This window comes from Verrucosispora sp. WMMA2121, from assembly GCF_027460185.1.
Lineage (GTDB): Bacteria > Actinomycetota > Actinomycetes > Mycobacteriales > Micromonosporaceae > Micromonospora > Micromonospora palythoicola.
This window is the reverse complement of the sequence record NZ_JAPZBH010000004.1, coordinates 1,241,922-1,268,736: the sequence shown is the minus strand read 5'-3', so window position 1 is coordinate 1,268,736 and position 26,815 is coordinate 1,241,922. Positions and strand designations below refer to the sequence as shown.

Here is a 26,815-nt window from a genome sequence, read left to right as displayed (position 1 = left end):
GGCGTGCCCCGCCGCCGTTCCCATAGTCTGGCCGCTTGTGACACCTGACGAGTACGTCGAGGCGGTGCTGGAACTGGTCGACCGGATCCCGCCCGGCCGGGTGATGTCGTACGGGGCGGTGGCCGACGCGTTGGCTGAGCGCTCCGGGCGGGCGTCGGCCCGGCTGATCGGGGCGATCATGGCACGCCACGGTGGTGCGGCCCCGTGGCACCGGGTGGTGAACGCGTCCGGCGGACTGCCGCCCCGGCTGGCCCGCGAGGCGCGGGCGCGCTGGCTCGCCGAGGGGACGCCGCTGCGCGGTACCGGGGTGGACATGCGGTCGGCCGGGTGGTGGCCCGGGCAGGGGATGTGACCCCCGCCATAACGTGAGTAATATTCGGCCCCATGACCGCGCTGCCGGGTGGCTCCGGCCCCACGCCCATCCCCGGACAGCCCGCGCCCGCTGCCGGTCCGGTGGCCCCCGGCACGGCACCCGCCGCCGTACCGCCGTCGACCGCTTCCGGTGCCGCGCCCACGGCCCCCGGCACGGCATCCGCCGTCGTGCCCCCGTCGGCCGCCTCCGGTGCCGCGCCCACGGCGGGCGCTGCCGGCATGGCCCCGCAGGGGACCGGCGCGCTGCCCCGTGGGGTGCACGCCGGCTACGCGCTCGGCTCGCTGGCGACCGGGGCCTTCGGCACCGTGCCGGGTCTGCTGCTGCTGCCCTACCTCACCGACACGCTCGGAGTGGCCGCCGGGGTGGCCGCCCTGCTGGTGCTGCTGCCGAAGGCGTGGGACGTGCTGGTCAACCCGGTCGCCGGGCGAATCTCCGACCGCACCCGGTCGCGCTGGGGGGCCCGTCGTCCGTACCTGCTCTTCGGTGGGCTGGCACTTGCCGTCCTCTTCGGGGCCATCTTCGCCGCGCCGTTCGGAGCCGGTCCCGCGTCCGGGGCGTACGTCGCCGTCGCGTTCCTGGCCACGGCGACCGCGTTCGCCTTCTTCCAGGTGCCGTACGTGGCGATGCCGGCCGAGCTGACAAGTGACTACGCCGAACGTACCCGGATGATGACCTGGCGGATCGCGGTGCTGGCGCTAGCCATCCTGGTCGCCGGTGCGGTGGCGCCGCTGGTGCGCGACGCGGCCGGCGGTGGTGTTCCCGGGCACCGGTGGATGGGTGTCTTCGTGGCCGCCCTCATCGCGCTCGGCGCCGTCGGCGCCTTCCTCGGCACCAGGTCCGCCCCACAGGGCACGGTCGGCGAGAGCGAGCCGACCCTGCGCGCCCAACTCACCGTCGCCGCCCGCAACCGGCCCTTCCGGGCGCTGCTGCTCTGCTTCGTGGTGCAGTCCGCCGGGGTGGCCACCATTCTCGCCGGGGTCCAGTACTTCGCCGACCACGTGCTGGAAGACCCGACGACCGGCCCGACGGTGCTCTTCGTCTGCTTCGTCGGCCCGGCGCTGGTGGTGATGCCGCTCTGGTCCCGGGTGGGTGCGCGGGTGGGCAAGCTCGCCGCCCTGGTGGCGGCGTCGCTGATCCTGGCGGCCGGCGGACTGGCGTTGGTCGCCGCACCGGTGCTGCCGGCCGCCCAGGTCTACCTGCTGGTCGCGCTCCTCGGCGTCGGGTACGCCGGACAGCAGGTGTTCGCGCTGGCCATGCTCCCGGACTGCATCGCGTACGACACCGCGCGCACCGGCCGCCGGCAGGCCGGGGTCTTCACCGGCGTGTGGACGGCCGGTGAGACCTTCGGGCTGGCCCTCGGCCCCGGCATCTACGGGCTGGTGCTCGCCCTCACCGGCTACGTCTCCTCCACCACCGGGACCTCCGCCGCCCAGTCCGACACCGCCCGCCTCGGCGTCCTGCTCGGCTTCACGGTCCTCCCCGCCCTCCTGATCGGCCTGGCCACCCTCCTGCTCCGCCCCTACGACCTCACCCCCGCCCGCCTCTCCACCCCCACTCCGCCCCCAGCCACCGCCGATCATGCAGTTGTGGCAGGTACAAAAGCCGCAGGAAACCACGGAAAGGGCGCCACAACTCCATGATCGACGAGAATCGGCCGGGCGGGATGCCGGCGGAGCAGGTGCTGGCGGAGATCCGGAAGCTGCGGGCGCTGGATCGGCCGACGCACGGGGGACGGCTGTTCGCGTACGTGTACGACCCCGCGGTGCCCGGGCTGGACGCGCTCGCCGCCGCCGCTCACGCCGCGAGCGCCCACGTCAACGGGCTCGACCCGACCGCCTTCCCGTCCCTGCTGGCCATGGAGAACACGCTTGTCGCGGCGGCGGCGCGGCTACTTGGCGGCGGACCGGGCACCACCGCTGCGGACGTCGTCGGCAGCGTCACCAGCGGCGGCACCGAGTCGCTCATCCTGGCCGTGAAGACCGCCCGGGACGCCCGGCCGGACATCGCGGCACCCCGGATCGTGGTACCGGCCAGCGCCCATGCCGCCTTCGCCAAGGCGGCCCACTACCTGCGGGTGGAACTCGACACCGTGCCGGTCGACCCGAGCACCCTGCGGCCGGCCGTCGCCGACGTGGCCGCCGCCCTGCGGCCGGAGACGGTGCTGGTGGCCTGCTCCGCCCCCTCGTACGCGCACGGCGTCGTGGACCCGGTCGAACAGATCGCCGAGGTGGCCGCCACCGCCGGGATCCGTTGCCACGTGGACGCCTGCTTCGGCGGCTGGACGCTGCCGTACCTGCGGCGCCTCGGCCTGCCGGTGCCCCCGTTCGACCTGTCCGTGCCCGGCGTCACCTCGATCTCGGTGGACCTGCACAAGTACGCGTACGCGCCGAAGGGCGTGTCGGTGCTGCTGCACCGCGATCCGCACCTGCGTGCTCCGCAGTACTTCGCGTACGCCGACTGGCCCGGGTACACCATGATCAACCCAGTGATCTCCTCCACCCGATCCGGTGGGCCGATCGCCGCCGCGTACGCCACGGTGCGGCACCTCGGTGACGACGGCTACCTGGAGCTGACCCGCGCCACCTGGGCGGCGGTGTGCACCCTGGCCGAGGCGGTACGCGGAACCGACGGGTTGCGGCTGGTCGCCGAGCCGGAGTCGACGGTGGTCTGCTTCACCGCCACCGACACCGGGCCGGACCTGTTCGTGCTGGTCGACGAGTTGGCCGCGCGGGGCTGGCACACCCAGCCCCAGCTGTCGTACGCCGGCCTGCCGCCCAGCGTGCACCTCACCGTGACCGCCGCGGTGGCGCCCCGGGCGACGGAGTTCGGCCCCGACCTGGCCGCCGCGGTCGCCGCCGCCCGCGCGGCGGGCCCGGTCGGGTTGCCGCCGCACCTGCGGGCCCTGGCCGGCACGCTGGCGCCGGAGGAGCTCACCGGCGACCTGGTCGCCGGGCTCGCCGCCGGCCTCGGGCTGGGCCCGGGCGGTGGGCTGCCGGAGCGGATGGCCCCGGTCAACGCGCTGCTCGACGCCGCCCCACCGGCGTTGCGTGAACGGCTGCTCGTCGAGTTCGTCAGCCTGCTGCAACGTCCCGCGTGGTAGCGCCCACCGGTCCCTGGTCGCGCACCGTTCGGCAACCCCCGTCGCCGGGCAGCGGCCACCGCAGACGTCGGGTCGCTGTGGTTGACTGTCGGGGACGGGAGGGGGAGCGGTCGTGCAGCTGCCTGCGGTGCTCGGTGAGCCGATCCGGTTCGTGCTCAACTGGGGCCGGCGCTACTCGCTCTGGGTCTTCAACTTCGGCCTGGCCTGTTGCGCCATCGAGTTCATCGCGACGAGCATGTCCCGGCACGACTTCATGCGGCTGGGCGTGATCCCGTTCGCGCACGGCCCCCGGCAGGCCGACCTGATGGTGGTCTCCGGCACCGTCACCGACAAGATGGCTCCGGCGATCAAGCGGCTCTACGACCAGATGCCCGAGCCGAAGTACGTGATCTCGTTCGGTGCCTGCTCCAACTGCGGCGGCCCGTACTGGGACTCGTACTCGGTGACCAAGGGAGTCGACCAGCTCATCCCGGTCGACGTGTACGTGCCCGGCTGCCCGCCCCGGCCGGAGGCGCTGCTGCACGGCATCCTCCGGCTCCAGGAGAAGATCGCCGCCGAGCAGTCCGGCATCGGCGGGGTGCCCCGCACCGACCCGCTCGCCCCACCGGTCGACGCCCCGCCCCGCGACGGCGCCCCCGCCCGCTCGGTCGCCTCGCTGACCGCACCGCCGGTGCGTCCACCGAATTCCTGACCGGCGGAGCTGCCCGGCCGGGTGCGGACCGTGGTCCGGTCGGCCCGGCGAGACCGGTCGCTCGGCTGGCCGTCCGGGTGGTGTGGCTTCGCTAGCGTACGGATCATGACCGACGTCGCCGAGCAGCGTTCCGCCTTCATCGTCGAGGTGCTGACCGAGGAGTTCGGCACCCTGATGGCGCTCGACCCGGCCGCCTTCCGGCGCAAGTTCCGCAAGATGGCCGCCTCGCCGTTCGCCTTCTACCGGGGCAGTGCCAGCCTCTTCTACGCCGACCAGCGGGGCGACTTCGCCGACGACCGCTTCCTGGACGCGCGGACCAGCCGGGTGTGGATCCACGGCGACCTGCACGCGGAGAACTTCGGCACCTACATGAACGGCTCCGGCCAGCTCGTCTTCAACGTCAACGACTTCGACGAGGCGTACGTCGGGCCGTTCACCTGGGATCTGCGGCGGTTCGTCGCCAGCGTCGCGTTGATCGGCTACACCAAGGCGCTCTCCGACCGGGTCATCAGCGACCTGGTCACCTGCTTCGCGAACGCGTACCTGGTCGAACTGCGGGCCATCGCCGCCGGCGGGGACGACGCCATCGGGTCGATCACCCTGGACAACGCCGACGGTGTGCTGCGCCGGGTGCTCCAGCAGGCGCGGCTGAACACCCGGGTCGACCTGCTGCGGGGACAGACCACAATCGACAACTACGAGCGGCGCTTCTCCGTGGGCGACGGGGTGTACGAGATCGACGGTGACGTGCGGGCGCGGGTGTGCGCGGCGTTCGAGGCGTACCTGGATACGCTGCCGCCGGCCGCGACGCAGGCCCGGCCGCTCGCCGCCCAGATCAAGGACGTGGTGCTGCGCAAGGGGGTGGGCATCGGCTCGGCCGGCCTGCCCTCGTACAACCTCCTGCTGGAGGGGCACACCCAGGCGTTGGAGAACGACGTCGTGATCTACATGAAGCAGGCTCAGGTGCCGGCGGTGGCCCGCTACGTCGACGACGAGCGGGTCCGTGGCTACTTCCGGCACCAGGGGCACCGCACCGCCGAGTCGCAGCGTGCCCTCCAGGCGCACGCCGACCCGTGGCTGGGCTTCACCGAACTCGATGGTGTCGGTCAACTCGTCGCTGAGGTGTCCCCGTACGCGGCCGACCTCGACTGGTCGGACGTCAACGAGCCGGAGGAACTGGCCGGGGTGCTGGCCGACCTGGGACGGGCGGTCGCCCGGATGCACTCGGTGGCCGACGACGAGTCCAGCCACGACCTGGTCGACTACTCGACCGAGGAGGCCATCGTCGCCGTCGTGGACGCGGACACCGCCGGTTTCGTCGGGCACCTGGTCGACTTCGCCCACACGTACGGGGTACGCGCCCGCCACGACCACCAGCTCTTCGTCGACCTGTTCCGCAACGGCCGGCTGCCCGGCGTCTGACCTGGGCCCGCGGGGCGTTCAGGCGGCGAAGTCGAGGACGACCTTGATGTCCTGCGGCCCCGGCGAGTAGGCGGTGGCGTACTGGGCCAGCGGCACCCGGCGGGTGATCAGTGAGGCGAGCCAGGCCGGGTCGGCCTTGGACAGGGCCTCGGCGGCACCCTCCCAGTGCCGCCGGTTGGCGTTCACCGACCCGAAGACGACGTTGTTCTCCAGCACCAGGGTCCGGTTCAGCGCGCCCGCGTCGAAGTCGATCGTCCGGCCACCGCTGGACACGCCGGCCAGGCAGACGATCCCGTTGGGACCGACCTTGCACATCGCCTCCAGCACGACCACCGGCGCGCCGGTGCACTCGACGATGACGTCCGGCTCCAGGTCGAGTTGGTCGAGCGGTCCGGAGTGGTACGTGGCGCCGAGCGCGCCGGCGAGCGCCGGCTTCGGGCCCTCGGTGGCCAGGTCGAGCACGTGCACGGAGAGGCCCCGCTGACTGGCCAGCAGCGCGGCGAGCAGGCCGATCGGCCCGGCACCGGTGATCAGCGCGGTGCGGGGCTGCCACTCCGCCCGCAGGCCGATCCGGTCGACGTGGTCCCACGCCTTGACCATCACACTTGTCGGTTCGAGCAGCATCCCCACCTCGATCAGCGAGGGGTCGAGTCCCACCGCGAAGCGGGGCTGCAACCGCCACCGCTCGCGGGCGAAGCCCGGCAGCGCCTTGATGCCGTGCTCGGTGAACAGGCCGTTGCGGCACATGTCCCACTCACCGACCGCACAGTTCGGGCAGGGCATCGGATCGGGATGCCGGACGATCCCGGCCACCAGGTCGCCCGGCTGGCGGGTGCCGGTCGGATCCTCCAGTACCCGACCGAGTGACTCGTGCCCGAGCACCAGATGATCGGTGCCGGGTGGCGCCTCGCCGTACTGCCCCTCGATGATCTCGATGTCGGTGCCGCAGACGCCCACCGAGAGGGCCTCCACCAGGATCGGCCCCTCCTCGGGTGCCGGTTCCGGGTAGTCGTCGAGCAGCCGCAGCGAGCCGGGTACTCCGGGAATGACGGTCACAGCGCGCACAGGTCCATCCTGGTGGTCACCGACGGGCGGCACCGGCGAAGCGCACCGGAGTCACCCGCCCGCGTGCACCGGGCCGGCCGCGCGTACCGGGCCGGCCGCGCGTACCGGGCCGGTTGCGTGCACCGGGCCGGCCGCCGTCCGGTGCCGCCTCCGCTCGACCGGGGACGCCGGCCGCAGGGCCTAGGATCAGCGGCATGACACCGGAAGAGGTCGGCCAACGGCTCGTCGCGCTGCTCGCGCCCGTCGAGGCCACCGCGACGGTCTCCGGCGGTCAGGTCCATGCCCGGGCCACCGTCGACGTACCCCCGCACGCCTGGCGGGCCGCGCTGCTGGCCGCCCGGGACGACACCGCGCTGGCCTGCGACTACTTCGACTGGTTGTCGGCGGTCGACGAGCTGGTCGACGGGTTCGACGTGGTGGCTCATCTCTGGTCCACCGCGCACCGGCACGGGGTGCTGGTGCGGACCCGGGTACCCCGCGACACACCGACCGTGGACTCCGTGGTGGCGGTCTACCCGGGTGCCGCCTGGCACGAGCGGGAGACCCACGAGATGTTCGGCATCGACTTCGCCGGGCACGCCGACCTGCGCCCGCTGCTGCTGCCGCCCGAGTTCGAGGGGCATCCGCTGCGCAAGGAGTTCGTGCTGGCGTCCCGGGTGGCGAAGCCCTGGCCGGGCGCGAAGGAGCCGGGTGAGTCGGAGGCCGGGGGTGGACGCCGCCCGATCCGACCTCCCGGCGTGCCCGCGCCGGGCGAGTGGGGAGTCGTGCCGACGCCCGCCGGTGCCGGCGGCGTGGGGGAGGGCCCGCGCGGCGGCACCCCGGCCCGCCCGGCCCGGGAGCGCCCGGCCCGCCCGGCACCGGGTGCCCGCGGGCCGCGTACCCCTCGGGATGCCGACTCCACCGGGGAGTCGCCGGCCCCCCGGACTGGCGCCGGTGGCCCGACGGCCGAGGATCGGCCGGCATCCGAGGGCGGACCGGCACCGGATGACGGAGGTGGGGCCTGATGCCGCTCTGGCTGGAACTGGTTGTCCGGATCGGTGGGGTGCTGGCCGCCTTCCTCGTCCTGCCGCTGCTGGTGGGCCAGGCGGAGCACAAGGTGATGGCGCACATGCAGGGCCGGCTCGGCCCGATGTACGCGGGCGGGTTCCACGGCTGGGCGCAGTTGATCGCCGACGGGGTGAAGTTCGTCCAGAAGGAGGACGTCACCCCGCGCGCGGCCGACCGACCGGTGTTCCGGTTGGCTCCGGCGGTGGCGCTGGTGCCGTACCTGCTGGCCCTGCTGGTGATCCCGCTCGGCCCGAACGACCTGGTCGGGCAGCCGCTCGACGTCGGGCTGTTCTTCGTGCTGGCGGTGGTCGGGGTGGGCGTGCTGGCCGTGCTGATGTCCGCCTGGGCCTCGGCCAACAAGTACAGCCTGCTCGGTGGACTGCGCGGTGCGGCACAACTGCTCGGCTACGAGCTGCCGCTGGTGCTGGCCGCCGCGTCGGTGGCGATGGCCGCCGGGACGCTCAGCCTCTCCGGCATCGTCGAGGCGTGGCAGCCGTGGTGGCTGCTCTGGCAGGCACCGGCGATGGTGATCTTCTTCGTGGCCGGGCTGGCCGAGATCCGCCGGCCGCCCTTCGACATGCCGGTCGCCGACTCGGAGCTGGTCTTCGGCTACCTGACCGAGTACACCGGCCTGCGTTTCGCGTTCCTGCTGCTGGCCGAGTACGTCGGCATCGTGGTGATCGCCGCGCTCACCACCGTGCTGTTCCTCGGCGGCTGGCAGGGCCCGTTCGCCGACGCCCAGCTCGGCTGGCTCTGGACCCTGCTCAAGGTCGCCGCCGTCAGCTTCGTGATCATCTGGCTCCGGGTCTCCTACCCCCGCCTCCGCGAGGACCAGCTCCAACGCCTCTGCTGGCTGGTCCTGGTCCCTGCCGCCCTCGCCCAACTGGTCCTGACCGCCGCCATCCGCATCGCCCTCTAGCACCACCGCAAGACGATCCCCGTTGATCAAGAAGTTTGCGTCCGATTTCGAGCTGACAGAGACGCAAACTTCTTGATCAACGCGATGGTTGGGGGTGGTCAGCCCAGGGGGGTGTGGGTGGGGTTTACCCGTTCGGTGGGGGTGGGGGGTTCGGGTGGGGTGCCGGTGCCGAAGGGGTGGCCGCCGAGGGACTCGCGGTCGTGGGGCTCCAGCCAGTTCGACAGGTCGGGGCCGAGCGGCACCACGCCGGTCGGGTTGATGTCCCGGTGCACCTCGTAGTAGTGCCGCTTGATGTGATCGAAGTCGATCGTGTCACCGAAGCCGGGCGTGGTGAACAGGTCCCGCGCGTACGCCCACAGCACCGGCATCTCGCTGAGCTTCTGCCGGTTGCACTTGAAGTGGCCGTGGTAGACCGGGTCGAAGCGGACCAGCGTGGTGAACAGCCGTACGTCGGCCTCGGTGATCGTGTCGCCGACCAGGTAACGCTGCCCGGTCAGTCGCTCACTGAGCCAGTCCAGCCGGTCGAACAGCCGCCGGTACGCCCGCTCGTACGCCTCCTGGCTGCCGGCGAAGCCACACCGGTAGACGCCGTTGTTGACGTCGGCGAAGACCACCGCGTTGACCTCGTCGATCTCGGCGCGCAGGTGTTCCGGGTAGAGCTGCGGCGCACCGGGCCGGTGGTACGCGGTCCACTCGGTGGACAGGTCCAGGCTCATCTGGGCGTAGTCGTTGGTCACCACCTGACCGGTGGGCACGTCCACGAGGGCCGGCACGGTGATGCCCCGGGGATAGTCCGGGTAGCGGGCGAAGTACGCCTCCTGGATGCGCTCGATGCCGAGCACCGGGTCCCGCCCGTCCGGGTCGAGATCGAACGTCCAGCTCCGCGCGTCGTGCGTCGGACCGGCGACGCCCATCGAGATGGCGTCCTCCAGGCCCAGCAGTCGCCGCACGATGATCAGCCGGTTGGCCCACGGGCAGGCGCGGCTGACCACCAGCCGGTAGCGACCCGGCTCGACCGGATAGCCGTCCCGTCCGTCGGCGGTGATCCGGCTGGTGATGTAGTTCTGGTCCCGCTTGAACTCACCCGGCTCGACGTACTTGCCGCCGGTGCCCTTACCGTCCTCGCCCATGTCGCCCCCAGGGTGTGCCCGTCACGTCCGCACCCCATCATGGCGGATCTTCATCCGACCGGCCCGGTGACCGGGCGGCGGGCGGGAGCCGGGCCGGCGTGGCCCGCTCAGCGTGACCGAGGGGTGATCCGGTCGAGCGGGATGTCCATCTCCCACGGGTCGGCCAGCAGGATGCCGTCGCTCATCCGGGCGTGCTCGACGTAGACGCGTTTGACCGGGTCGAGCCGGTGGGCGTGCACCACGATCCCCGTCTCGGTCTCGATCCGCCAGAAGAAGGGAATGTCCGCCTCGGCGTAGAGCGCCGGCTTGAGCACCCGGTCGATGCTGCGGGTCCGCTCCGAGACGATCTCCACCACCAGCAGAACCTCGCTCGGCAGGTAGGAGGAGGGGTTGCGGGCAGCCGCATCCAGCTCGGTGACCAGCAGGTCGGGAATGAGGGATCGGCTGCGGGACATCCGCACCGACACCCCCTGGGTGACGTCGAACTCGGCGGGGCAGGTCTCCTGCAAGGCGGCGCCGAGCAGCATTGCGATGGATTGGTGCAGTCGCGTGAGGGAGGGCGACACGATCAGTTGGCCGTCCAGGAGTTCACGGCGGCGTCCGTCGTCGGGCAGGCGGTCGAGGGCGTCCGTCGTCCACTCGCCCGGCGCCAGGTGGTCGTCGTGCAGCGCGGCGGTCATCGACGGGTCCTTTCCGGTGCGTCGTTTTCCCCGCAGCCACCGTACTACCGGCTACCTCCGGGGGGTGGTCGCGCACGCCGTGCTCACAGGGCAGGATGTTCGGCATGAGCGAGCGCGAGCGAAGCGAGGCGACCGGCCTGCCCGGCAGCGGCCTGGTCAAGGGGCTCGCCGTCACGTTGAAGACGATGACGAAACGCGCCACCACGGCGCAGTACCCGGACGTCGCCCCCGAGCTGCCGCCTCGGTCGCGCGGGGTGATCGCGCTGCTGGAGGAGAACTGCACGGTCTGCATGCTCTGCGCCCGCGAGTGTCCGGACTGGTGCATCTACATCGACTCGCACAAGGAGGAGGTGGCGGTGCCGGGGGCGGCCCGGGCCCGGCAGCGCAACGTGCTCGACCGCTTCGACATCGACTTCTCGCTCTGCATGTACTGCGGCATCTGCATCGAGGTCTGCCCCTTCGACGCGCTCTACTGGTCGCCGGAGTTCGAGTACGCCGAGTACGACATCAAGGACCTGCTGCATGACAAGGACCACCTGGGCGAGTGGATGGCCACGGTGCCGCCGCCACCGGCCCACGACCCGAACGGCGAACCGGCCAAGGAGGAGACCGCCGCCGCGCGCAAGGCGGCCGTCCCGGCCGCGCCCGCCGCCCGCCCGACCACCCCGGCGGTACGCCCCGAGCGCCGGCCCGCGCCACCCCGCGCCGCCGACGACGAAGGCACGCCCGCGTGACCGGGGTGGACGTGCTGCTGCTCGCCCTCGGCGCGGTGGCGGTCGGCTCGGCGGCGCTGGTGGTGGCCACCCGGCACCTGGTCCGCGCCGGGCTCTACCTGGTGGTCTGCCTCGGCGCGGTGGCCGGCATGTACCTGGTGCTCGCCGCCGAACTGGTCGCCTGGGTACAGGTGCTGATCTACGTCGGCGCGGTCGTGGTGCTGCTGTTGTTCGCCGTGATGCTGACCCGCGCCCCGATCGGCGCCTCCGACGATCTGGACCGCCCCGGCTGGCCGGCCGCGTTGATCGGCGGTGGGGCCGGGCTCGGGTTGGCGGCGCTGCTCGTCGACGCGTACCGCTGGACGGCGGTGGAGCTACCCGAGGCGGGCACCGCCGAGCGCCTTGGTGAACAGGTCTTCGGCAGTTGGGTGCTGCCCTTCGAGGTGCTGTCGGTGCTGCTGCTCTCCGCGCTCGTCGGCGCCATCGTGCTGTCCCGCCCCGACATCGGCGCCACCGGGGACGCCGCGCCGGGTGATCGGGGGCGGTCGCGGTGAGACCCGTCATCCCGTACGTCACCGCCGCGCTCCTGTTCGGCCTCGGCGTCTACGGCGTGCTGCGGCGGCGCAACGCGGTGCTGGTGCTGATGGCCGTCGAGTTGATGCTCAACGCGGTGAACCTGATCCTGGTCACCGCCGACACCACGGCGAAGGCGGTGCTGCCGCACGGCGGGCAGGTCTTCGCGCTCTTCGTGATCGTGCTGGCCGCCGCCGAGATCGGGGTCGGGTTGGCGATCGTCCTCCAGCTCTACCGGATGCGGGCCAGCGTCACCGTCGACGAGATCCCGCTGGCCGAGCGTCCGGCCGACGAGCCCGTGCCGGTCGCTGCCGGCCCGATCGCTCCCACCGGAGCCGGCCCGATCGCTGCCGGCCCGGACGGTCGACACGTTTCCGGTGACGAACCGGAGGGCCAGCGGTGAACACCACGACGCTGCTGGGCGCACTGCTGCCGCTCGTACCGGTGACCGCCGGTCTGACCGGCCTGCTGCTGCCACCATCGCCGCGGGGTGGGGCCATCGGCGAGGCGACGGCCCGCCGCCTGGCCGCCGCCCTCGGCATCGCCGGCGCGAGCGGTGCCCTCGCCCTGGCGGTGGCCCTGCTGGTCACCCTGGACGGCCCGGCCGAGTCCTCGACCACCTGGATCGAGCTGGGTGGGCTCACCGTCACCCTCGGGGTACGCCTCGACGGCGCCGCCGCCCTGGTCGCCGTCGCGGTCACCGCGGTCGCCCTGGCCGTGCAGATCTACTCGACCGGCTACCTCCGGCAGGGGCCGCCCGAGGAGCCCGACCACCGTTACCCGCCGTACGCGGCACAGGTCAGCCTCTTCACCGCCGCCATGCTGCTGGTGGTGATCTCCGGAGACCTGATCCTGCTGCTGGTCGGCTGGGAGGTGATGGGCCTCTGCTCGTACCTGCTCATCGCCCACGACCGGCGGCTGCCGGAGGCACCGGCCGCCGCGATGAAGGCGTTCCTGGTCACCCGGGTCGGCGACGTCGGGTTCCTGCTCGGCATCGCCCTGCTCGGCGTCTCGGCGGGCAGCTTCCGGATCGCCGACGTGCTCGCCCACGACCACGGCACCACCACCCTCACCGCCGCCTGCCTGCTGCTGCTCGCCGGGGTGGCCGGCAAGAGCGCCCAGTTCCCGCTGCACACCTGGCTGCCCGACGCGATGGCCGGCCCGACCCCGATCTCCGCGCTGATCCACGCCGCGACCATGGTCGCCGCCGGCGTGTACGCGGTAACCCAACTGTGGCCGCTGTTCGAGGCCACGCCCACCGCGCTCGTCGTGCTCGGCGTGCTGGCCTCGGTGACCCTGCTGCTCGGCGCGCTGGCCGCCACCGCGCAGGACGACATCAAGCGGGTGCTCGCCTGGTCGACGGTCTCGCAGATCGGCTACATGACCGGCGCGCTCGCCGTCGGTTCCCCACCGGCCGCCCTGTTCCACCTGCTCACCCACGCGGCGTTCAAGGCGCTGCTGTTCCTCGCCGCCGGTGCCGTGATCCACGCGGTCGGCACCACGCTGATGTCCCGGATGGGTGGGCTGCGGCGCGACATGCCGGTGACCTTCTGGTGCACGCTCGTCGGGCTCGGCGCGTTGGCCGGCGTACCGCCGCTGTCCGGCTTCTGGAGCAAGGAGGGCGTGCTCGCCGCCGCCGAGCAGGCCGCCCTGCACGGCGACGGACCGGCACCGGCCTGGCTGGGTTGGCTGGTCTGGCTCGCCGCGCTTGTCGGTGTCGCCGTCACCGCCTGGTACGCCACCCGGCTGCTGCTGCGCACCTTCTTCGGCACCACCCGCACCCCGCTGCCCCAGCCGCATGACCCGCCGGCGGTACTCCGCTGGCCGGTGCTGGCGTTGACCGTACCGGCGGCCCTGCTCGGCCTGGCCGGCTTTCCGGGCTGGTTCTCCCGCCACCTGCAGTCCGCTCCGCCGATCGGGTCCGACGCCATGTCGGATCTGATGCCGGCGGACGGGCTGATCCACCTCACCCCGACCGTGCTGCTGCCGCTGGCACTGCTCGTGATCGGCGCCGGACTGGCGTGGGCCGGCTGGCGACGGGACCGCACCGCCGATCCGGCGGCGGCGCTGGGTCCGCTGCGGCCGGTCTTCGCCCGCGCGTTCCGGCTGGACGACGTCCAACACACCCTCGTCGTACGACCGACGACGTCGGTGGCGCGGATGGCGCGCGCCACCGACGAACGGGTGGTGGACGGTGCGGTTACCGGCACCGGACGCGCCGCCCGCGCTCTCGGCGGCGGCCTGGGCGTCCTGCACCGGGCGGCGTTGCCCCGGGCTGCCACCGCGGTGCTGGCCGGCGCGCTGCTGATCGGTCTGGCCGCGGCCCTGATCGGAGCGACGGCATGAGCGAGCGTCAGCGAGTGAATCATCGGTTCGGCGTTTCGGTGCCTCGTGCCGTCCCGCAGCGCAGCGGAGGGCCGGCATGAGCGCCGGGGAGTTCCTACTGGTGGCGGTGCTCGCGGTGCCGGCGCTCGGCGCGCTGGCGGTGGCGGCCACCCCCCGCGATCGGGCGGCCCGGATCGTGGGCACCGTGGCCGCCGCGCTAACCCTCGTCGTGGCGGTGGCGCTGCTCGGCGGGCGGGCGGCCGGCTGGTCGGCGTACGCGCCGCCGGATGCCGCAGGCGTGGTGCGTCCCTGGCACGCGGTCGACCTGCCCTGGGTGCCGGGACTGGACCTGCGCTTCCATCTGGGCGTGGACGGCATCTCCTGGCCGTTGGTGGTGCTCACCGCCCTGCTCACGCTGTTGTGCTGCGGATACAGCCTCTGGCGGGTGCCGGGTGGTGGCAGCGGTCGGGCCCTGGTGGCGCTGCTGCTGGTGGTCGAGGTCGGCATCCTGGGTACCTTCCTCGCCCTCGACCTGGTGTTGTTCTTCCTCTTCTTCGAGGTCGTCCTGCTGCCGATGTACGCGATCATCGTCGGCTGGGGCGGCGACGGCACGGACCCGGTGTCGCTGGACGCGCGGCGGCGGGCCGGGCGGAAGTTCGCCCTCTACACCCTGTTCGGCTCGGTGCTGCTGCTGGTCGGCGTGTACGTCGTGGTGGCCGCCGCCGGCACCGCCGACATCGTGGCGCTGACCGGCGGCACGGAGCTGTCCCGCGCCACGCAGCTCGCCGCCTTCACCCTGCTCGCGTTGGCCTTCGCGGTGAAGAGTCCGCTGTGGCCGCTGCACTCGTGGCTGCCCGACGCGCATACCCAGGCACCCACCGTCGGCAGCGTGCTGCTCGCCGGGGTGCTGCTCAAGATGGGCACGTACGGCCTGATCCGGGTCGCCGTCGGGGTGGCCCCCGAGGGCGCCCGGTGGGCCGCGCCGGTGCTCGGTGTGCTCGCCGTCGCCGCCATCCTGATCGGCTCGCTGGTCTGCCTGGCCCAGACGGAACTGAAACGGTTGATCGCGTACTCCAGCGTCGGGCACATGGGCTTCGTCCTGCTGGGCGTCGCCACCCTGACCGCCACCGGCATCCAGGCGGCGCTGATCGGCAACGTCGCCCACGGCATCATCACCGGTCTGCTGTTCTTCCTGGCCGGCGCGATCAAGGACCGTACCCACACCGGCGCGCTCACCGAGCTGTCCGGGCTGCGGGAGACCGCCCCGCGCCTGTCTGGGCTGCTCGCGTTCGCGGCGGTCGCCTCGCTGGGACTGCCCGGACTGGCCGGCTTCTGGGGCGAGGCGTTCGCCGTGGTCGCCGCCGTCGAGTCTGGTGGCGCGCTCTGGACCACACTGGCGGTGCTGGCCGCGATCGGCGGCGCACTGACGGCGGCGTACCTGCTGCGGATGCTGCGGCGGGTCACCCACGGCGAGCCCACTCCGGTGGTCGCCGCGCTCGGTCCCGGCCTGGCTCGTGCCGAACTGGTCGCCTGGGTGCCACTGGTGCTGCTCGCACTGGCCGTCGGGTTGGCCCCGACGCTGGTGCTGGGCGTCGCCGAAGCTCCGGTCGAGGCCCTGGTGGGGGTGGTGGCGCGATGAGCGAGCGCAGCGAGGTGGCGCGATGAGCGAGTCGAGCCTGGTGCAGGCCGTCGACCACGTGGCGCTGCTGCCGGCGTACCTGGCCGCCGGGACGGCGGTGCTGGTGCTGCTGGTGGACCTGCTGGCGGCCCGGCCGCGGGCCACCGTGGTCACGGCGGTCACCGGGGCGGTCGCCACCGCGATCGGGGCGGCGGCGGTCGGCTCGGGGGCCGAGCGACGTACGTTCTGCGTCGGCGCCGACTGCTCGTACCTCTTCGGTGGCCGGGCGGCCCTGGTCGCGGCGTTGGTGGCGTTGCTGGTCCTCGGGGTGCTGGCGTTGTCCGGGCCGCTGTTGCGGGCCGGGAACACCCCGGTGGGGGAGTACTGCTTCCTGCTCGCCTGCTCGATGACCGGTGGCGTGGTGCTCGGCGCGGCCGGCGACCTGATCACCCTGATCGTGGCGGTGGAGGTGCTCACCCTGCCGCTGTACGTCCTGGTCGGTCTGCGCCGGGGCAGCCTGGCCAGCGCCGAGGCGGCGGTGACCTTCTTCGTGGTCAGCGTGGTGGCCACCACGCTGACCCTGCTCGGCGCCGCGCTGCTCTACGCGGTCACCGGCGGGCTGCACCTGGAACGGCTGGGCACCCTCCTCGCCGACGAGGCGCTGCTCGACCTGCCGCTGACCACGGTCGCGGTGACGCTCGTGGTGGCCGGACTGGCGTTCAAGGTGGCGGCGGTGCCGTTCCACGCCTGGGCGCCGGCCACCTACGACGGGGCACCACTGCCGGTGGCCGCGTACCTGTCGACCGCGTCGAAGCTCGGCGGGGTGATCGCGTTGCTGGCGGTGGTGCGCCACGCGCTGCCGCCGGAGGTGACCGGACCGGTGCTGGCCCTGGTGGCCGCACTGACGATGACCGTCGGCAACCTGGTGGCGCTGCGGCAGCGGCGCACGGTGCGACTGCTCGCCTGGTCCTCGGTGGCCCAGGCCGGCTACATCCTCGCCCCGCTCGGGGCGCTGGCCCTGGCCGCCGAGGCGGACGCCCGCACCGCCGCGTACGCCGCCGCCCTGGCGTACGCCGTCTTCTTCGTGCTGCTGGAACTGGCCGCCTTCGCCGGGGTGGTGGCGCTGCGCCCGGCCGGTGCGGACGGCGGCAGCCTCGACGACCTGCGCGGCGCGGCCCGCCGGCACCCGTGGGTCGGTGCCGGCCTGGCGTTCGCGCTGATCGGCCTCGCCGGCGTGCCACCCGGCCTGGCCGGGCTGTTCGCCAAGGTGACGGTGGTCCGGTCGCTGCTCGGCGGTGACGCCGGCTGGCTCGCCCTGGTGGTGGCGGTCAACGCGGTCCTCGGCCTGGCCTACTACCTGCGGGCCGCCGCGCTGCTCTACGCCCCGACCGGAGACGTCACGGCCCCTGTCGCCCGACCCGCCCGGGCGGTGGCTGCCGCGCTCGCGGTGGCCACCGTGGTGGCGCTGGTCGTCGGGTTCGCACCGCAGATCGTGCTCGATCTCGCCGGAGGCTGAGGCCCGCCTCCCCTCGGCCACTCAGGTAACTCTCAGTCATGAGACGGATGGTTGACGGGTACCGGGGTGTTGTACCGGTCAGCGGATCCCGGCATCCGTGCACCGAAGGAGTGATCGTGCACCACAACCGTCTGAAGACCGCCGCGCTGCTCGGCCTGCTCACCTCGCTGATCCTGGCGGTGGGTTACTGGTTCGGCGGCAGTGGCGGTCTGGTCATCGCCGTACTCGTGTCGCTGGTGATGAACGGCGTCACGTACTTCTACTCCGACAAGCTGGCACTGCGCTCGATGCGGGCACAACCGGTCAGCGCGGCACAGTTCCCCGAGCTGTACCGCATGGTTCGGGAGTTGGCCGCCGAGGCACGGCAGCCGATGCCCCGGCTCTACGTGAGCCCGACCGCCCAGCCGAACGCGTTCGCCACCGGACGCAACCCGCAGAACGCGGCCGTCTGCGTCACGCAGGGGATCGTCGAACTGCTCGACTATCGCGAGCTGCGGGGCGTCATCGGTCACGAGCTGTCGCACGTCTACAACCGGGACATCCTCATTTCCAGCGTGGCCGCCGGCCTGGCCGGGATCATCACCATGCTGGCGAACCTCGCCCTGTTCATCCCGCTGGGCGGAAACAGCGACGAGGACGGCCCCAACCCGCTGGTTCTGCTGCTCACCATCATCCTGGGGCCGATCGCGGCCACCGTCATCCAACTGGCGATCAGCCGCAGTCGCGAGTTCCAGGCGGACGCCTCGGGTGCCGAACTCACCCGCGATCCGCTCGCCCTGGCCAGCGCCCTACGGAAGATCCACATGGGTGCCCAGCGGCGGCCGTTGCCGGCCGAGGGGCAGCTCACCAGCACCGCCCACCTCATGATTGCCAACCCGTTCCGGGGTGGCGGGGTGGCCGCGCTCTTCGCCACCCACCCGCCGATGGAGCAGCGGGTGGCCCGGCTGGAGCAGTTGGCGAGCCAACTGGGCCCCGTGCGTCACCAGCGCTGACCCACCCCGGCACCTGGTCCGCCGGCTCCTGGTCCGGCACGCGACCGCCGCCCGATCGACACCGTCGCCGCCCGCGCCTGGCCCGCCTGGCGCGGGCGGCGCCGTCTCGCCCGGGGATGGGTGAGCGCCGCCACAGGGGCGGACCGGGTGGGCTGCCGCGGGCCGGGCGTTAGGGTCTAACCGAGTCTTGCTCATTACATCTCGGGGAGGTCCGCTGTGGCTGGGCTGCGTCGGTATCTGGCTGTCTGGCAGATTCCAGGCGCACCGACCCTGCTGGTCACCGGCATCATCGGACGACTCGGGATCGGCATGACGCCACTCGCGCTGCTGCTCGTCGTCGAAGGAGTCACCGGACGCTACTCGTTGGCCGCCGCGGCCGGCGGCTGCTACGCCCTCTCCGGGGCCGCGCTGAGCCCGGTGGCCGGTCGGATCGCCGACCGGATCGGTCCCACCCCGGTGCTGCTCGGCACCGCGATCGCCCATCCGCTCGCCCTGATCGGGCTGCTCTGGGCGGCCCGCGCCGACGCCGCCCCCTTCGCGCTGGTGCTGCTCGCCTCGGCGATGGCCGGTGGGACGTACCCGCCGATGACCGCCGCGATCCGGGGCGCGTGGAACGGCCTGACGAACGTCGACTCCGGCCGGTACCACCTGCGCAACACCGCGCTCGCCGCCGAGACCACCCTGTTCGAGATCGTCTTCGTGCTCGGTCCCCTGCTGGTGGCCGGGTTCGTGCTGGTCGCCGACGCCGGTGCGGCGCTGATCGGTGCCGCGGTGGTGACCCTGATCGGCACCCTCTCGGTGGCGCTCGGTCAGGCCATGCGCGGCTGGCGTCCGCACTCCCGGGAGCACCACGCCCGTGGCCTCGGTCCGCTCCGGGTCGCCGGCTTCCCGGCCCTGCTGCTCTGCGTGGCCAGCATCGGCATCGCCTTCGGGGCGGCGGGCGTGACCGTCCCGGCCTTCGCCACCCGCTACAACTCCGACGACCCGAACGGCCTCGCCGGCCTGCTGCTGGCCGTCTGGGGGATCGGCAGCGCGATCGGCGGATTCTGGTTCGGGGTCCGCCGGCCGGCCCGCAACATGACCCGCCTGTTCGCCTGGCTGCTCGCCGTACTCGCCGGCAGCTTCGCCGTTTTCGCCGTGATGCCCACGCCGGGTGCGCTGGGCGCCGCCCTGCTGTTCGGCGGAGCCGCCATCGCTCCCGCGCTGACCCTGGAGAACACCCTGGTCGGGCGAATATCGCCGACCGGCATGCTGAACGAGGCGTACACCTGGGTGGTGACCATGTCGGTCGGTGCGAGCGCGGTCGGCGGCGCTGTCTCCGGGCTGATCGTCGACCATGCCGGTGGGGTGCCGTGGGCCTTCCTGTTCGCCGGGGCCGCGGTCGCCGTCGGAGCGGCGGTCGCCGCGCTGCCGGCCGGCCCCATCGCCCGCGCGGAGGCCACCGCCCTCCGGGCCGAACGGCCCGTCTCGGCCTGACCCGTGCCAACACGGGTACGACGGCGGGATGTTCCTCTTCTTCTCCAACCGGATCGGCTGTCTCGGCTCGATCCTGGTCAGCGCGATCCTCACGGTCGTCCTACTGTTGATCTTCACCCGTTGACCCCGGTCCGACGGCTGCCCTGCCCGATCGGTCGGGTCGCACCCGGCCGTCGACAAAACCCGTACCTCCGACCGCGGGCGGGCGGTAGCCTCGCGTGCCGAGGAGGCGAGTCATGGAGCTGACCGCGGTGGGCCCGACCCATCCGGCCGTCGTGGCGAGATGGGCGACCTCTGCCGAGGAGAGCCGCCGCTGGTGCTCCCGCGACCGAGTGACAGCGGACGACGTCGAGCGCTGGCGAACCGAGCCAGACGTGCTGGCGTACCTGGCGCTCGTGGACGGAGAGCCAGCCGGGTACGGCGAACTGTGGCTCGACGACGACGAGGCCGAGGTGGAGTTGGCCCGTCTCATCGTGGCCCCGGCGCTGCGCGGCCGGGGCCTGGGCCGTCGGATGGTCGCCCTGCTCACCAACCTGGCCCGGGATCATCACCCGGCGGTGCTGATGCGGTTGCACCCCGACAACGCGCCGGCATTGCGGTGCTACACCGCCGCCGGCTTCGAGCCCGTGCCGTCGGATCAGGCGGATGAGTGGAACCGGGACCAACCCGTGCCGTACCTCTGGCTGCGGCACCGGCCCGGCGATTAACCCCGGTCGCGTACGGCTCTAGCGGTAGTTGGTGAACTGGAGGGCCACGCCGAAGTCCTCGGCCTTGAGCAGCGCGATGACCGCCTGAAGGTCGTCCCGCTTCTTGCCGGTGACCCGCAGCTGGTCGCCCTGGATCTGAGCCTGCACGCCCTTGGGGCCCTCGTCCCGGATCTTCTTGCTGATCGCCTTGGCCTTGTCCTGGTCGATGCCCTGGATCACCTTGGCGTCCAGCTTGAAAACCTTGCCGGAGGGGCGCGGGTCGCCCGCGTCCAGCGACTTCAGCGAGATGTTCCGCTTGACCAGCTTCTCCTTGAACACGTCCAACGCGGCCCGGACCCGCTCCTCGGTCTCCGCCTGGAGGCTGATCGCCTCCTCACCCGACCAGGAGATCTCCGCGCCCGTGCCCCGAAAGTCGAACCGCGTCCCGAGCTCCTTCTCCGCCTGCCGGAGAGCGTTGTCGACCTCCTGGCGGTCGACCTTGCTCACGATGTCGAACGACGGGTTCGCTGCCATACTCATGCTCCTGCTGTCCGGCTGGTTTGTGATCCTTTGGCCCTGGTTGCCCAGGGGTACGACCCCTGACGGTACCCGGTTGCGGCGGCAGCGGGTGGAGCCGCTATCCTTGCTTCCGCCGCCGCGCCACGGTGCGGGGGTACGCCCTGGCGGGTTGCCCGAGCGGCCAATGGGAGCGGACTGTAAATCCGTCGCGAAAGCTACAGAGGTTCGAATCCTCTACCCGCCACCAGGTGCGACAACGGCCCCTGAACAGCAGAGATGCTGATCGGGGGTCGTTTTCGTTGAGCTAGCTCGGTCCGGCTGAGGCCAACACGTGTGACAGATGCCGGCGAACGAGCGATCAGTCGATGTCTCTCTTTGCTCGGTGGGTGATGTGACGGTCTTCTTCTCCTCCGAGGGGCGGGCGCGCTTCGCCCCCTGCGGTGACTCGTCGTCGCGCCGGATTGCGTCGAGCCCTCGGCCACGAGTGCCGGTTGGTCGACATCCGTCTCTGTCGCCGTCGGTGTCGGGTGTACGCCAACTTCGTGACTGTTTGACCGTTGACCAGCGGCCGCGCAGCGGTAAGAGTGGGTAGGGGCGCGTACAGGCGGATTACCGGTTCGCGAATTAGCGACCGGTAATCCTTGATCGCGAGGCTTGTCGTTTTGCGCATCCACCGACGCCTTGCTGCGACGCGAGTGGCCCTGCGATCAGCCGACGACGGCGGATCGCACGTACGGGGGCTGGGGCATGCCCGATCGTCCGCTTTCCCGGCTGCCCAGGCTGTGGCACGATCGGCGTGCCCGTCGCTACACCCCCCGAAGGCAGGAGTCCTCCCGATGTCTCGTCGAAGGAGTGGTCGACTGTTCGCCGCGATCGCGGCGACCGCTGTACTTGCCGCCGTGAGCACCGCGCTGATCGGGTCAGCCGAGATGCGGTTGTCCGGCATCGAGTGGGGGCTCGGCATCGAGTGGGGTGTGACCCCGGAGGCCGCGAACGGCATCGAGTGGGGGGCGCCTGCGCTTCACGAGGCTGCCGTCCCGAACGCAGACTGACTCGTACGTCACGCCGCGCCGGCCCTAGCGGTTAGGGGAACTTTGCGTGCCGGCTAGAGAGGCGCCTAGACGCCCGATAGCGAGTGCCTGGCTGATCACGGCTCCCCTGGCCGTGCTTGCTGTGCTGAGCACCGTCCTGTTGGCTTTCTCGGCGGAGATCGGCGAGCGCGATCTGCTCCTGGCGGCGTTGTTGCTCGTCGTGATGATCGTGGCCGGGATTCCCACCCTGAGCTTCGTGGTCCGGCGACAGGCTGTCGTCGTCACCCTCACCGAGATACCTCTGGTTCTGGCGTTCTTCAGTCTCACCCCGGTGCTCGTGGTGACGATCGCGACCGTGGCGGCCGTCATCACCCAGGCCTACCGGCGGTACTCACCGCCGAAGCTGTGGTTCAACGTGGCCCGCGACGCCGCCGCCGTGTCGGTGGCAGGGCTCGTCGTCGCTGGGGCCGCGCCGCTCGACGGTGTCGGTCCCGCGACCTGGGCGGTTCTTTTCGGCGCCATCACGGCGAACAGTCTGATCAGCCTGGCCGCGGTGGTTGGCGTGATCACCCTGCTGCAGGGTTGGCAGGGCTCCCGGGAGACGGCCGGTACGGCGGTCCAGGTGTTCCTTACCGCGGCCTTGAATCTCGCGGTCGGGCTACTGATCCTCATCGCCCTGGCCAGCACCATGTGGTCGATCCTTCTGCTGGGTGCGATCACCATCGCGGGTGCGCTGCTCTATGGCTCCTATTCGCGCTTTCTACGGCAACACCGCACCCTTGGCGACATGTACGAACTGACCCGCGCGATGGCCAGCGCGGGCGCGGAGGGAAGCCTCGCCGACATCCTGCTGGGCCGGATCCGAGCCCTGATGCAGGCCGAGTACGCGACTCTGTGGCTGCCGGCTCAGGGCCGCCACCCGGAGGTGCTGCTCACTGCCCGGCTGGACGACCAGGGTCTGCTGGATGTGGCGCAGACCCCCGTGCTGATCCGTCAGCGCACGCTGGAATCCGGCCAGACGCTGACGTCTGGCCGGGTGCTCGGCGGTGACCTGGAACTACGCCGTGAATTGGCCCGTCGGCAGGTCAAGGACGTCATCGCCGTACCGCTGCGCTCCGGGCAGGTGGTCATCGGCACGATCGAGGTGGTGAACCGCCTCAGCGATGTGGGCAACTTCGCCCCGGCCGACGTTCCCGTCTTCGAGACGGTCGCCGCGCACGCCGCCGTCGCGCTGGAGAATTCCCGTCTGGTCGACCGGCTGCGGCACGACGCGTACCACGATGCGCTGACGAAGCTGCCCAACCGCCGCCGTGCTCTCGCCGCGCTGGCCGAGGCGGTCCGGATCCGGGCTCCCGGCGAGGTGGTCGCGTTGCTGCTCTTCGACGTCGATCGGTTGCGCCAGGTCAACGAGTCTCTCGGTCACGCGGCGGGGGACAAGGTCCTCATCGAGGTGGCCGATCGGCTACGTGGCTGTGTGCCGTCGGCCGCGCTGGTCGGGCGGGCCGGTGGCGACGAGTTCCTGGTGACGCTGCGGCTGGAGAGTGCCGAGGCGGCGGTCGAGCTCGCCAGTCAGCTGCGGGAACAGATCCGCGACGAGATGGTCTTCGACTCGCTCACGCTGGACGTGGACACCGCGGTCGGGGTTGCCGTACACCCGGATCACGGCGACGCACCGGCGACCCTGCTGCAACGGGTGGACGTGGCCGCGACGGCGGCCAAGGCGGTTCCGGGCAGCGTGCAGCTGTACACGCCGGCGTTGGAGTCGCGGTCGCTGCACCGGCTCGGGCTCGCCGGGGATCTGCGCAACGCCCTCGACAACGGCGAGCTGGAGGTCTACTACCAGCCCAAGGTGACGCTGCGGGACCGCCGGCTCCTCGGGGTCGAGTGCCTGGCCCGGTGGGAGCATCCGACGCACGGCTCGGTCTCCCCGGCGGACTTCGTCGCCGTGGCCGAGCACACCGGTCAGCTCGGCCGGCTCACCGAGTTCGTGCTCCGGGAAGGGCTGCGGCACAGCCGGGACTGGGCGCACGGCGGCCAGTCGCTCGCCGTCGCGGTCAACCTCTCCGCGCGTACGCTTCTCGACCAGCACTTCCCGGAACAGGTCCGGGAACTGCTTGAGGAGTACGGGGTGCCGGCCCAGCTGCTGACCCTGGAGATCCCGGAAGCCGGCGTGCTGGACGGCACGGAGCGCCCGATCCCGACCCTGCGTCGCCTGCGTGATCTCGGGGTACGGCTCTCGGTGGACGACTTCGGCACCGGCAGCTCCTCGCTGGCCCACCTGCGTCGCCTGCCGGTGCACGAGGTGAAGGTGGACCACTCCTTCGTACAGGGCATGGCCACCGACCCGGGGGATCTGGCGATCGTCAACGCCGTGGTCACCCTCTCCCAGCAGTTCGGTCTCACCGTGGTGGCCGAGGGTGTGGAGAGCGAGCTGACCCTGGAGTTGCTCCAGGACATCGGCTGCGAGGTCGGCCAGGGGTTCCTGTTCAGCCGCCCGTTGCCGTTCGAACGCCTGGAGGCGTGGTTCGGTGCCCAGATCGACCCGGAGTCGATCTCCAGCAGCGAGCTTCCGAGACTGCGCGTGGTGCCCTGAGCTGGGCGTACCGCGTACCTGGGGATCCGATTTCACCAGTACGACCGGGCCGTGTACTCTTACCTCTGCGCGAGCACCGAGTGATCGCGCAGGCCCCCTTAGCTCAGTCGGCAGAGCGTCTCCATGGTAAGGAGAAGGTCTACGGTTCGATTCCGTAAGGGGGCTCAGAGGGTCCGGCTGGGCCCACCGCGGCGGTGTAGCTCAGATGGCAGAGCAAGCGGCTCATAATCGCTGTGTCGCCGGTTCAAGTCCGGCCACCGCTACTCTCGTCCGCCCCGGACATTTCCGGTGGTCGGTGGGACGGGCGCCACAGGCGCCCGCTTTGCGTGTCCGCCCAGGTGGCGCGTACGCTTTAGCGCCGTAGTTGTATCCGTTATCGAGGAAGGCACTCCGCCGTGGCGAAGGCGACCGATGTCCGGCCGAAGATCACTTTGGCGTGTGTGGAGTGCAAGGAGCGCAACTACATCACGCGCAAGAACCGCCGTAACGACCCGGACCGCATCGAGCTGAAGAAGTTCTGCCCCCGGGACGGGCGGCACACCCTGCACCGCGAGACGCGCTGAACCCGTCCGGGCCGATCGGCCCGGATCAGCATCCGTCATGATCGCCGGTTCGTACGGACGGCGCGGCTTGAGCCGACGTCGACCGCTCGGATCGGCGATCGTGCTCTGCGTGTAGGTTCGCGGCATGCCCCTGGACCAGTCCTTCGTCGGTCGGACCTATCCGCCGACCGCCCCCTATCAGGTGGGCCGAGAGAAGATCCGCGAGTTCGCGACGGCGATCGGCGCCACCGATCCCGCCCACCACGATCCGCAGGCCGCCCGCGCGCTGGGCCACCCGGACGTGGTCGCGCCGCCGACGTTCCCGGTGGTGATCACCATGGCCGCCAGCCGTCAGCTGATCGAGGACCCCGCGCTCGGCATCGACTACAGCCGGGTGGTCCACGGTGACCAGCGGTTCGCGTACACCCGGCCGGTGGTGGCCGGCGACGAGCTGGTCTGTGTCAACACTGTCGAGGACATCACCAGCCGTGGTGGCCACGAGTTCCTGACCACCCGGACCGACGTCAGCACGACCGCCGGGGAACCGGTGGTCGCGGTCTGGTCCAAGCTCGTCGTACGCGGGGAGGCCTGACATGGAGCTGCCTACCCAGACGTTCCGGGTGACCCGGGCGGACCTGGTCCAATACGCCGGTGCCTCGGGCGACTTCAACCCGATCCACTGGAGCGACCGGTTCGCCACAAAGGTGGGGCTGCCCGGTGTGATCGCCCACGGCATGTTCACCATGGCGCTCGTCGGCCGGGCGGTCACCGCCTGGGCCGGCTCGCCCGACGCGGTGGTCGACTTCGGCGTGCGGTTCACCCGCCCGGTGGTGGTCCCCGACGACGACGCCGGCACCGAGATCGTGGTGACCGCGGTCGTCCGTGAGGTGACCGACACGGGTCTGACCAGGCTGGATGTGACCGCCACCTGCCTCGGTGAGAAGGTGCTCTCGCAGGCGCGGGCCACCGTGCGCAGGGCCGGCTGACCGGCACCGGGCGGCGCGTCGGGTAGACCGGTTGGGAAAGTCGGGTCGGTACCCGTACACTGGTCCGCCGTGGGGCAAGTGACCCCTGCCTGGCCGTGTGGCCGGGTGGGGCGAGCGTTGCCGCACAGGGGTGTAGCTCAATTGGCAGAGCAGCGGTCTCCAAAACCGCAGGCTGCAGGTTCAAGTCCTGTCACCCCTGCGCCTCAGGCCTGACCGTTCCGTGGGTCGCGCCGCCTTCTGGTGGCGTCCGGCCCGTGGTGGTGGCATCGGCGGGGAGGTTCCGAGGCATCGGGCCCTTCCGGTTGATCCGCCGGCCGCGGCCCGTCCCGGGACGGTTGGTCCGGCCGGCGTGACCAAGCGCCGCGCACGCGCCCCGCGTGCGACACCGACATCCCGCGACGGAGGGCGAAGTGGCCGACAACAAGCGGCGCGGCGAGGACGCCGACGACGAGCGCCTGAACGACGAGGTCGTCAACGACAGCGCCGAGGATGACGCCGCCGACGCGGACGAGCCGGTTTCGCGAGGTGGCACCGCCACCCGTTCGCGGGCGCGGGCGGATTCCGCCGACGGCCGCAAGACGCGTACCGACGCCGACAAGGTGGGCCTGTTCGGTCGCATCGCGCGTTTCATCCGCGAGGTCGTGGCCGAACTGCGTAAGGTCATCTGGCCGACCCGCAAGGAACTGCTGACCTACACGGCAGTGGTGATCGCGTTCGTCACGGTGATGCTGACGATCGTGGCTGTCCTGGACTACGGCTTCGCCAAGGGCGTGTTGTGGGTCTTCGGCAACCCCAGCTGACCGGCTGAACGTGCGATA

26 protein-coding genes and 4 tRNA genes are annotated in these 26,815 nt (G+C 71.8%); 26 read left to right on the top strand and 4 right to left on the bottom strand.

The genetic code is table 11. The annotated features are described in order from the left end of the window. Positions 1-37 precede the first annotated feature (37 nt). From O7605_RS06565 to O7605_RS06545, 5 genes are all read left to right on the top strand, one after another. Entirely contained in the window at positions 38-352 is a 315-nt protein-coding gene (locus O7605_RS06565) for an MGMT family protein (RefSeq protein WP_269738339.1), read from the top strand. 239 nt (positions 353-591) lie between these two features. Further along, positions 592-2,013, top strand: a complete 1,422-nt coding sequence (locus tag O7605_RS06560) for an MFS transporter (RefSeq protein ID WP_269738735.1) — start codon at positions 592-594, stop codon at positions 2,011-2,013. Then, positions 2,010-3,473: a pyridoxal phosphate-dependent decarboxylase family protein gene (locus O7605_RS06555; protein ID WP_269738338.1), complete on the top strand. Its 1,464-nt coding sequence runs from the start codon at positions 2,010-2,012 to the stop codon at positions 3,471-3,473. Before O7605_RS06560 ends, O7605_RS06555 begins: the two co-directional genes overlap by 4 nt. A 112-nt stretch (positions 3,474-3,585) precedes the next feature. Continuing rightward, the gene (locus tag O7605_RS06550; RefSeq protein WP_269738337.1) at positions 3,586-4,164 is read left to right on the top strand and encodes an NADH-quinone oxidoreductase subunit B; all 579 of its coding nucleotides are present in this window, start codon (positions 3,586-3,588) and stop codon (positions 4,162-4,164) included. A gap of 105 nt (positions 4,165-4,269) precedes the next feature. Next, the gene (locus O7605_RS06545) at positions 4,270-5,586 is read left to right on the top strand and encodes a DUF2252 domain-containing protein (protein WP_269738336.1); all 1,317 of its coding nucleotides are present in this window, start codon (positions 4,270-4,272) and stop codon (positions 5,584-5,586) included. An 18-nt stretch (positions 5,587-5,604) separates the two neighbouring features. Here O7605_RS06545 and O7605_RS06540 read toward each other — a convergent pair whose 3' ends face one another. After that, a complete protein-coding gene (locus O7605_RS06540) occupies positions 5,605-6,651 on the bottom strand; it encodes a glucose 1-dehydrogenase (protein ID WP_269738335.1) in 1,047 nt (348 codons plus the stop codon). Between the two features lie 194 nt (positions 6,652-6,845). On the opposite strand from O7605_RS06540, the gene O7605_RS06535 reads away from it, so the two are divergent. Both O7605_RS06535 and O7605_RS06530 read left to right on the top strand, forming a co-directional pair. Then, on the top strand, positions 6,846-7,655 hold the full coding sequence (locus O7605_RS06535; protein WP_269738334.1) for an NADH-quinone oxidoreductase subunit C: 810 nt from the start codon (positions 6,846-6,848) through the stop codon (positions 7,653-7,655). Next, on the top strand, positions 7,655-8,617 hold the full coding sequence (locus O7605_RS06530) for a complex I subunit 1/NuoH family protein (protein ID WP_269738333.1): 963 nt from the start codon (positions 7,655-7,657) through the stop codon (positions 8,615-8,617). Before O7605_RS06535 ends, O7605_RS06530 begins: the two co-directional genes overlap by 1 nt. Positions 8,618-8,715: 98 nt before the next feature. On the opposite strand, the gene O7605_RS06525 is transcribed toward O7605_RS06530, so the two are convergent. Further along, the gene (locus tag O7605_RS06525) at positions 8,716-9,747 is read right to left on the bottom strand and encodes a glutathione S-transferase family protein (protein WP_269738332.1); all 1,032 of its coding nucleotides are present in this window, start codon (positions 9,745-9,747) and stop codon (positions 8,716-8,718) included. 107 nt (positions 9,748-9,854) lie between these two features. Then, on the bottom strand, positions 9,855-10,427 hold the full coding sequence (locus O7605_RS06520) for a Uma2 family endonuclease (RefSeq protein ID WP_269738331.1): 573 nt from the start codon (positions 10,425-10,427) through the stop codon (positions 9,855-9,857). A 95-nt stretch (positions 10,428-10,522) separates the two neighbouring features. Between O7605_RS06520 and O7605_RS06515 the strand changes: the two genes are divergently transcribed. The 9 genes from O7605_RS06515 (at position 10,523) to O7605_RS06475 (ending at position 20,347) form a co-directional block, all read left to right on the top strand. Beyond that, complete coding sequence (locus O7605_RS06515) at positions 10,523-11,161, top strand: NuoI/complex I 23 kDa subunit family protein (RefSeq protein WP_269738330.1); 639 nt, start codon at positions 10,523-10,525, stop codon at positions 11,159-11,161. After that, positions 11,158-11,694: an NADH-quinone oxidoreductase subunit J family protein gene (locus O7605_RS06510; RefSeq protein WP_269738329.1), complete on the top strand. Its 537-nt coding sequence runs from the start codon at positions 11,158-11,160 to the stop codon at positions 11,692-11,694. Before O7605_RS06515 ends, O7605_RS06510 begins: the two co-directional genes overlap by 4 nt. Next, positions 11,691-12,116: an NADH-quinone oxidoreductase subunit NuoK gene (gene nuoK, locus O7605_RS06505; RefSeq protein ID WP_269738328.1), complete on the top strand. Its 426-nt coding sequence runs from the start codon at positions 11,691-11,693 to the stop codon at positions 12,114-12,116. Before O7605_RS06510 ends, nuoK begins: the two co-directional genes overlap by 4 nt. Further along, positions 12,113-14,059, top strand: coding sequence for an NADH-quinone oxidoreductase subunit 5 family protein (locus O7605_RS06500; RefSeq protein ID WP_269738327.1), 1,947 nt, complete (start codon positions 12,113-12,115; stop codon positions 14,057-14,059). The genes nuoK and O7605_RS06500 overlap by 4 nt, the downstream gene beginning before the upstream one ends. Positions 14,060-14,135: 76 nt before the next feature. Beyond that, a complete protein-coding gene (locus tag O7605_RS06495; protein WP_269738326.1) occupies positions 14,136-15,677 on the top strand; it encodes a complex I subunit 4 family protein in 1,542 nt (513 codons plus the stop codon). Between the two features lie 22 nt (positions 15,678-15,699). After that, positions 15,700-17,172 (top strand): NADH-quinone oxidoreductase subunit N, encoded by a 1,473-nt coding sequence (locus tag O7605_RS06490; protein ID WP_269738325.1) that lies wholly within the window; start codon positions 15,700-15,702, stop codon positions 17,170-17,172. A gap of 116 nt (positions 17,173-17,288) precedes the next feature. After that, complete coding sequence (gene htpX, locus O7605_RS06485) at positions 17,289-18,164, top strand: zinc metalloprotease HtpX (RefSeq protein ID WP_269738324.1); 876 nt, start codon at positions 17,289-17,291, stop codon at positions 18,162-18,164. Positions 18,165-18,380: 216 nt separating this feature from the next. Further along, positions 18,381-19,640, top strand: coding sequence for an MFS transporter (locus tag O7605_RS06480; protein WP_269738323.1), 1,260 nt, complete (start codon positions 18,381-18,383; stop codon positions 19,638-19,640). A 236-nt stretch (positions 19,641-19,876) separates the two neighbouring features. Further along, positions 19,877-20,347, top strand: a complete 471-nt coding sequence (locus O7605_RS06475) for a GNAT family N-acetyltransferase (RefSeq protein WP_269738322.1) — start codon at positions 19,877-19,879, stop codon at positions 20,345-20,347. Positions 20,348-20,365: 18 nt separating this feature from the next. Here O7605_RS06475 and O7605_RS06470 read toward each other — a convergent pair whose 3' ends face one another. Then, positions 20,366-20,860 carry a YajQ family cyclic di-GMP-binding protein gene (locus tag O7605_RS06470; protein ID WP_210829654.1) on the bottom strand — a complete coding sequence of 165 codons (495 nt, stop codon included), beginning with the start codon at positions 20,858-20,860 and terminating at the stop codon, positions 20,366-20,368. A 148-nt stretch (positions 20,861-21,008) separates the two neighbouring features. Between O7605_RS06470 and O7605_RS06465 the strand changes: the two genes are divergently transcribed. From O7605_RS06465 to secE, 10 genes are all read left to right on the top strand, one after another. Continuing rightward, positions 21,009-21,092 (top strand) — tRNA-Tyr (locus O7605_RS06465). Positions 21,093-21,744: 652 nt separating this feature from the next. Further along, on the top strand, positions 21,745-21,897 hold the full coding sequence (locus O7605_RS06460; RefSeq protein ID WP_269738321.1) for a hypothetical protein: 153 nt from the start codon (positions 21,745-21,747) through the stop codon (positions 21,895-21,897). 46 nt (positions 21,898-21,943) lie between these two features. Then, positions 21,944-24,469, top strand: coding sequence for a putative bifunctional diguanylate cyclase/phosphodiesterase (locus O7605_RS06455; RefSeq protein WP_269738320.1), 2,526 nt, complete (start codon positions 21,944-21,946; stop codon positions 24,467-24,469). 92 nt (positions 24,470-24,561) lie between these two features. Further along, positions 24,562-24,634: transfer RNA gene (locus O7605_RS06450), tRNA-Thr, on the top strand. A gap of 25 nt (positions 24,635-24,659) precedes the next feature. Continuing rightward, a tRNA-Met gene (locus O7605_RS06445) sits at positions 24,660-24,732 on the top strand. 132 nt (positions 24,733-24,864) lie between these two features. After that, a complete protein-coding gene (rpmG, locus tag O7605_RS06440; protein ID WP_093403583.1) occupies positions 24,865-25,032 on the top strand; it encodes a 50S ribosomal protein L33 in 168 nt (55 codons plus the stop codon). Between the two features lie 124 nt (positions 25,033-25,156). After that, positions 25,157-25,603: a MaoC family dehydratase N-terminal domain-containing protein gene (locus tag O7605_RS06435; RefSeq protein ID WP_269738319.1), complete on the top strand. Its 447-nt coding sequence runs from the start codon at positions 25,157-25,159 to the stop codon at positions 25,601-25,603. A 1-nt stretch (position 25,604) separates the two neighbouring features. Then, entirely contained in the window at positions 25,605-25,997 is a 393-nt protein-coding gene (locus O7605_RS06430; RefSeq protein WP_269738318.1) for a MaoC family dehydratase, read from the top strand. 126 nt (positions 25,998-26,123) lie between these two features. Further along, positions 26,124-26,196 (top strand) — tRNA-Trp (locus O7605_RS06425). Positions 26,197-26,407: 211 nt separating this feature from the next. Further along, positions 26,408-26,797 (top strand): preprotein translocase subunit SecE, encoded by a 390-nt coding sequence (gene secE, locus O7605_RS06420; protein ID WP_269738317.1) that lies wholly within the window; start codon positions 26,408-26,410, stop codon positions 26,795-26,797. The last annotated feature ends 18 nt before the right edge of the window (positions 26,798-26,815 follow it).

Coding starts and splice junctions, on each gene's coding strand:
- O7605_RS06560 (WP_269738735.1), top strand. CDS start 592: ATGGCCCCGCAGGGGACCGGCGCGCTGCCCCGTGGGGTGCACGCCGGC.
- O7605_RS06555 (WP_269738338.1), top strand. CDS start 2,010: ATGATCGACGAGAATCGGCCGGGCGGGATGCCGGCGGAGCAGGTGCTG.
- O7605_RS06545 (WP_269738336.1), top strand. CDS start 4,270: ATGACCGACGTCGCCGAGCAGCGTTCCGCCTTCATCGTCGAGGTGCTG.
- O7605_RS06535 (WP_269738334.1), top strand. CDS start 6,846: ATGACACCGGAAGAGGTCGGCCAACGGCTCGTCGCGCTGCTCGCGCCC.
- O7605_RS06530 (WP_269738333.1), top strand. CDS start 7,655: ATGCCGCTCTGGCTGGAACTGGTTGTCCGGATCGGTGGGGTGCTGGCC.
- O7605_RS06525 (WP_269738332.1), bottom strand. CDS start 9,747: ATGGGCGAGGACGGTAAGGGCACCGGCGGCAAGTACGTCGAGCCGGGT.
- O7605_RS06520 (WP_269738331.1), bottom strand. CDS start 10,427: ATGACCGCCGCGCTGCACGACGACCACCTGGCGCCGGGCGAGTGGACG.
- O7605_RS06515 (WP_269738330.1), top strand. CDS start 10,523: ATGTTCGGCATGAGCGAGCGCGAGCGAAGCGAGGCGACCGGCCTGCCC.
- O7605_RS06495 (WP_269738326.1), top strand. CDS start 14,136: ATGAGCGCCGGGGAGTTCCTACTGGTGGCGGTGCTCGCGGTGCCGGCG.
- O7605_RS06490 (WP_269738325.1), top strand. CDS start 15,700: ATGAGCGAGTCGAGCCTGGTGCAGGCCGTCGACCACGTGGCGCTGCTG.
- O7605_RS06475 (WP_269738322.1), top strand. CDS start 19,877: ATGGAGCTGACCGCGGTGGGCCCGACCCATCCGGCCGTCGTGGCGAGA.
- O7605_RS06470 (WP_210829654.1), bottom strand. CDS start 20,860: ATGGCAGCGAACCCGTCGTTCGACATCGTGAGCAAGGTCGACCGCCAG.
- O7605_RS06435 (WP_269738319.1), top strand. CDS start 25,157: ATGCCCCTGGACCAGTCCTTCGTCGGTCGGACCTATCCGCCGACCGCC.
- O7605_RS06430 (WP_269738318.1), top strand. CDS start 25,605: ATGGAGCTGCCTACCCAGACGTTCCGGGTGACCCGGGCGGACCTGGTC.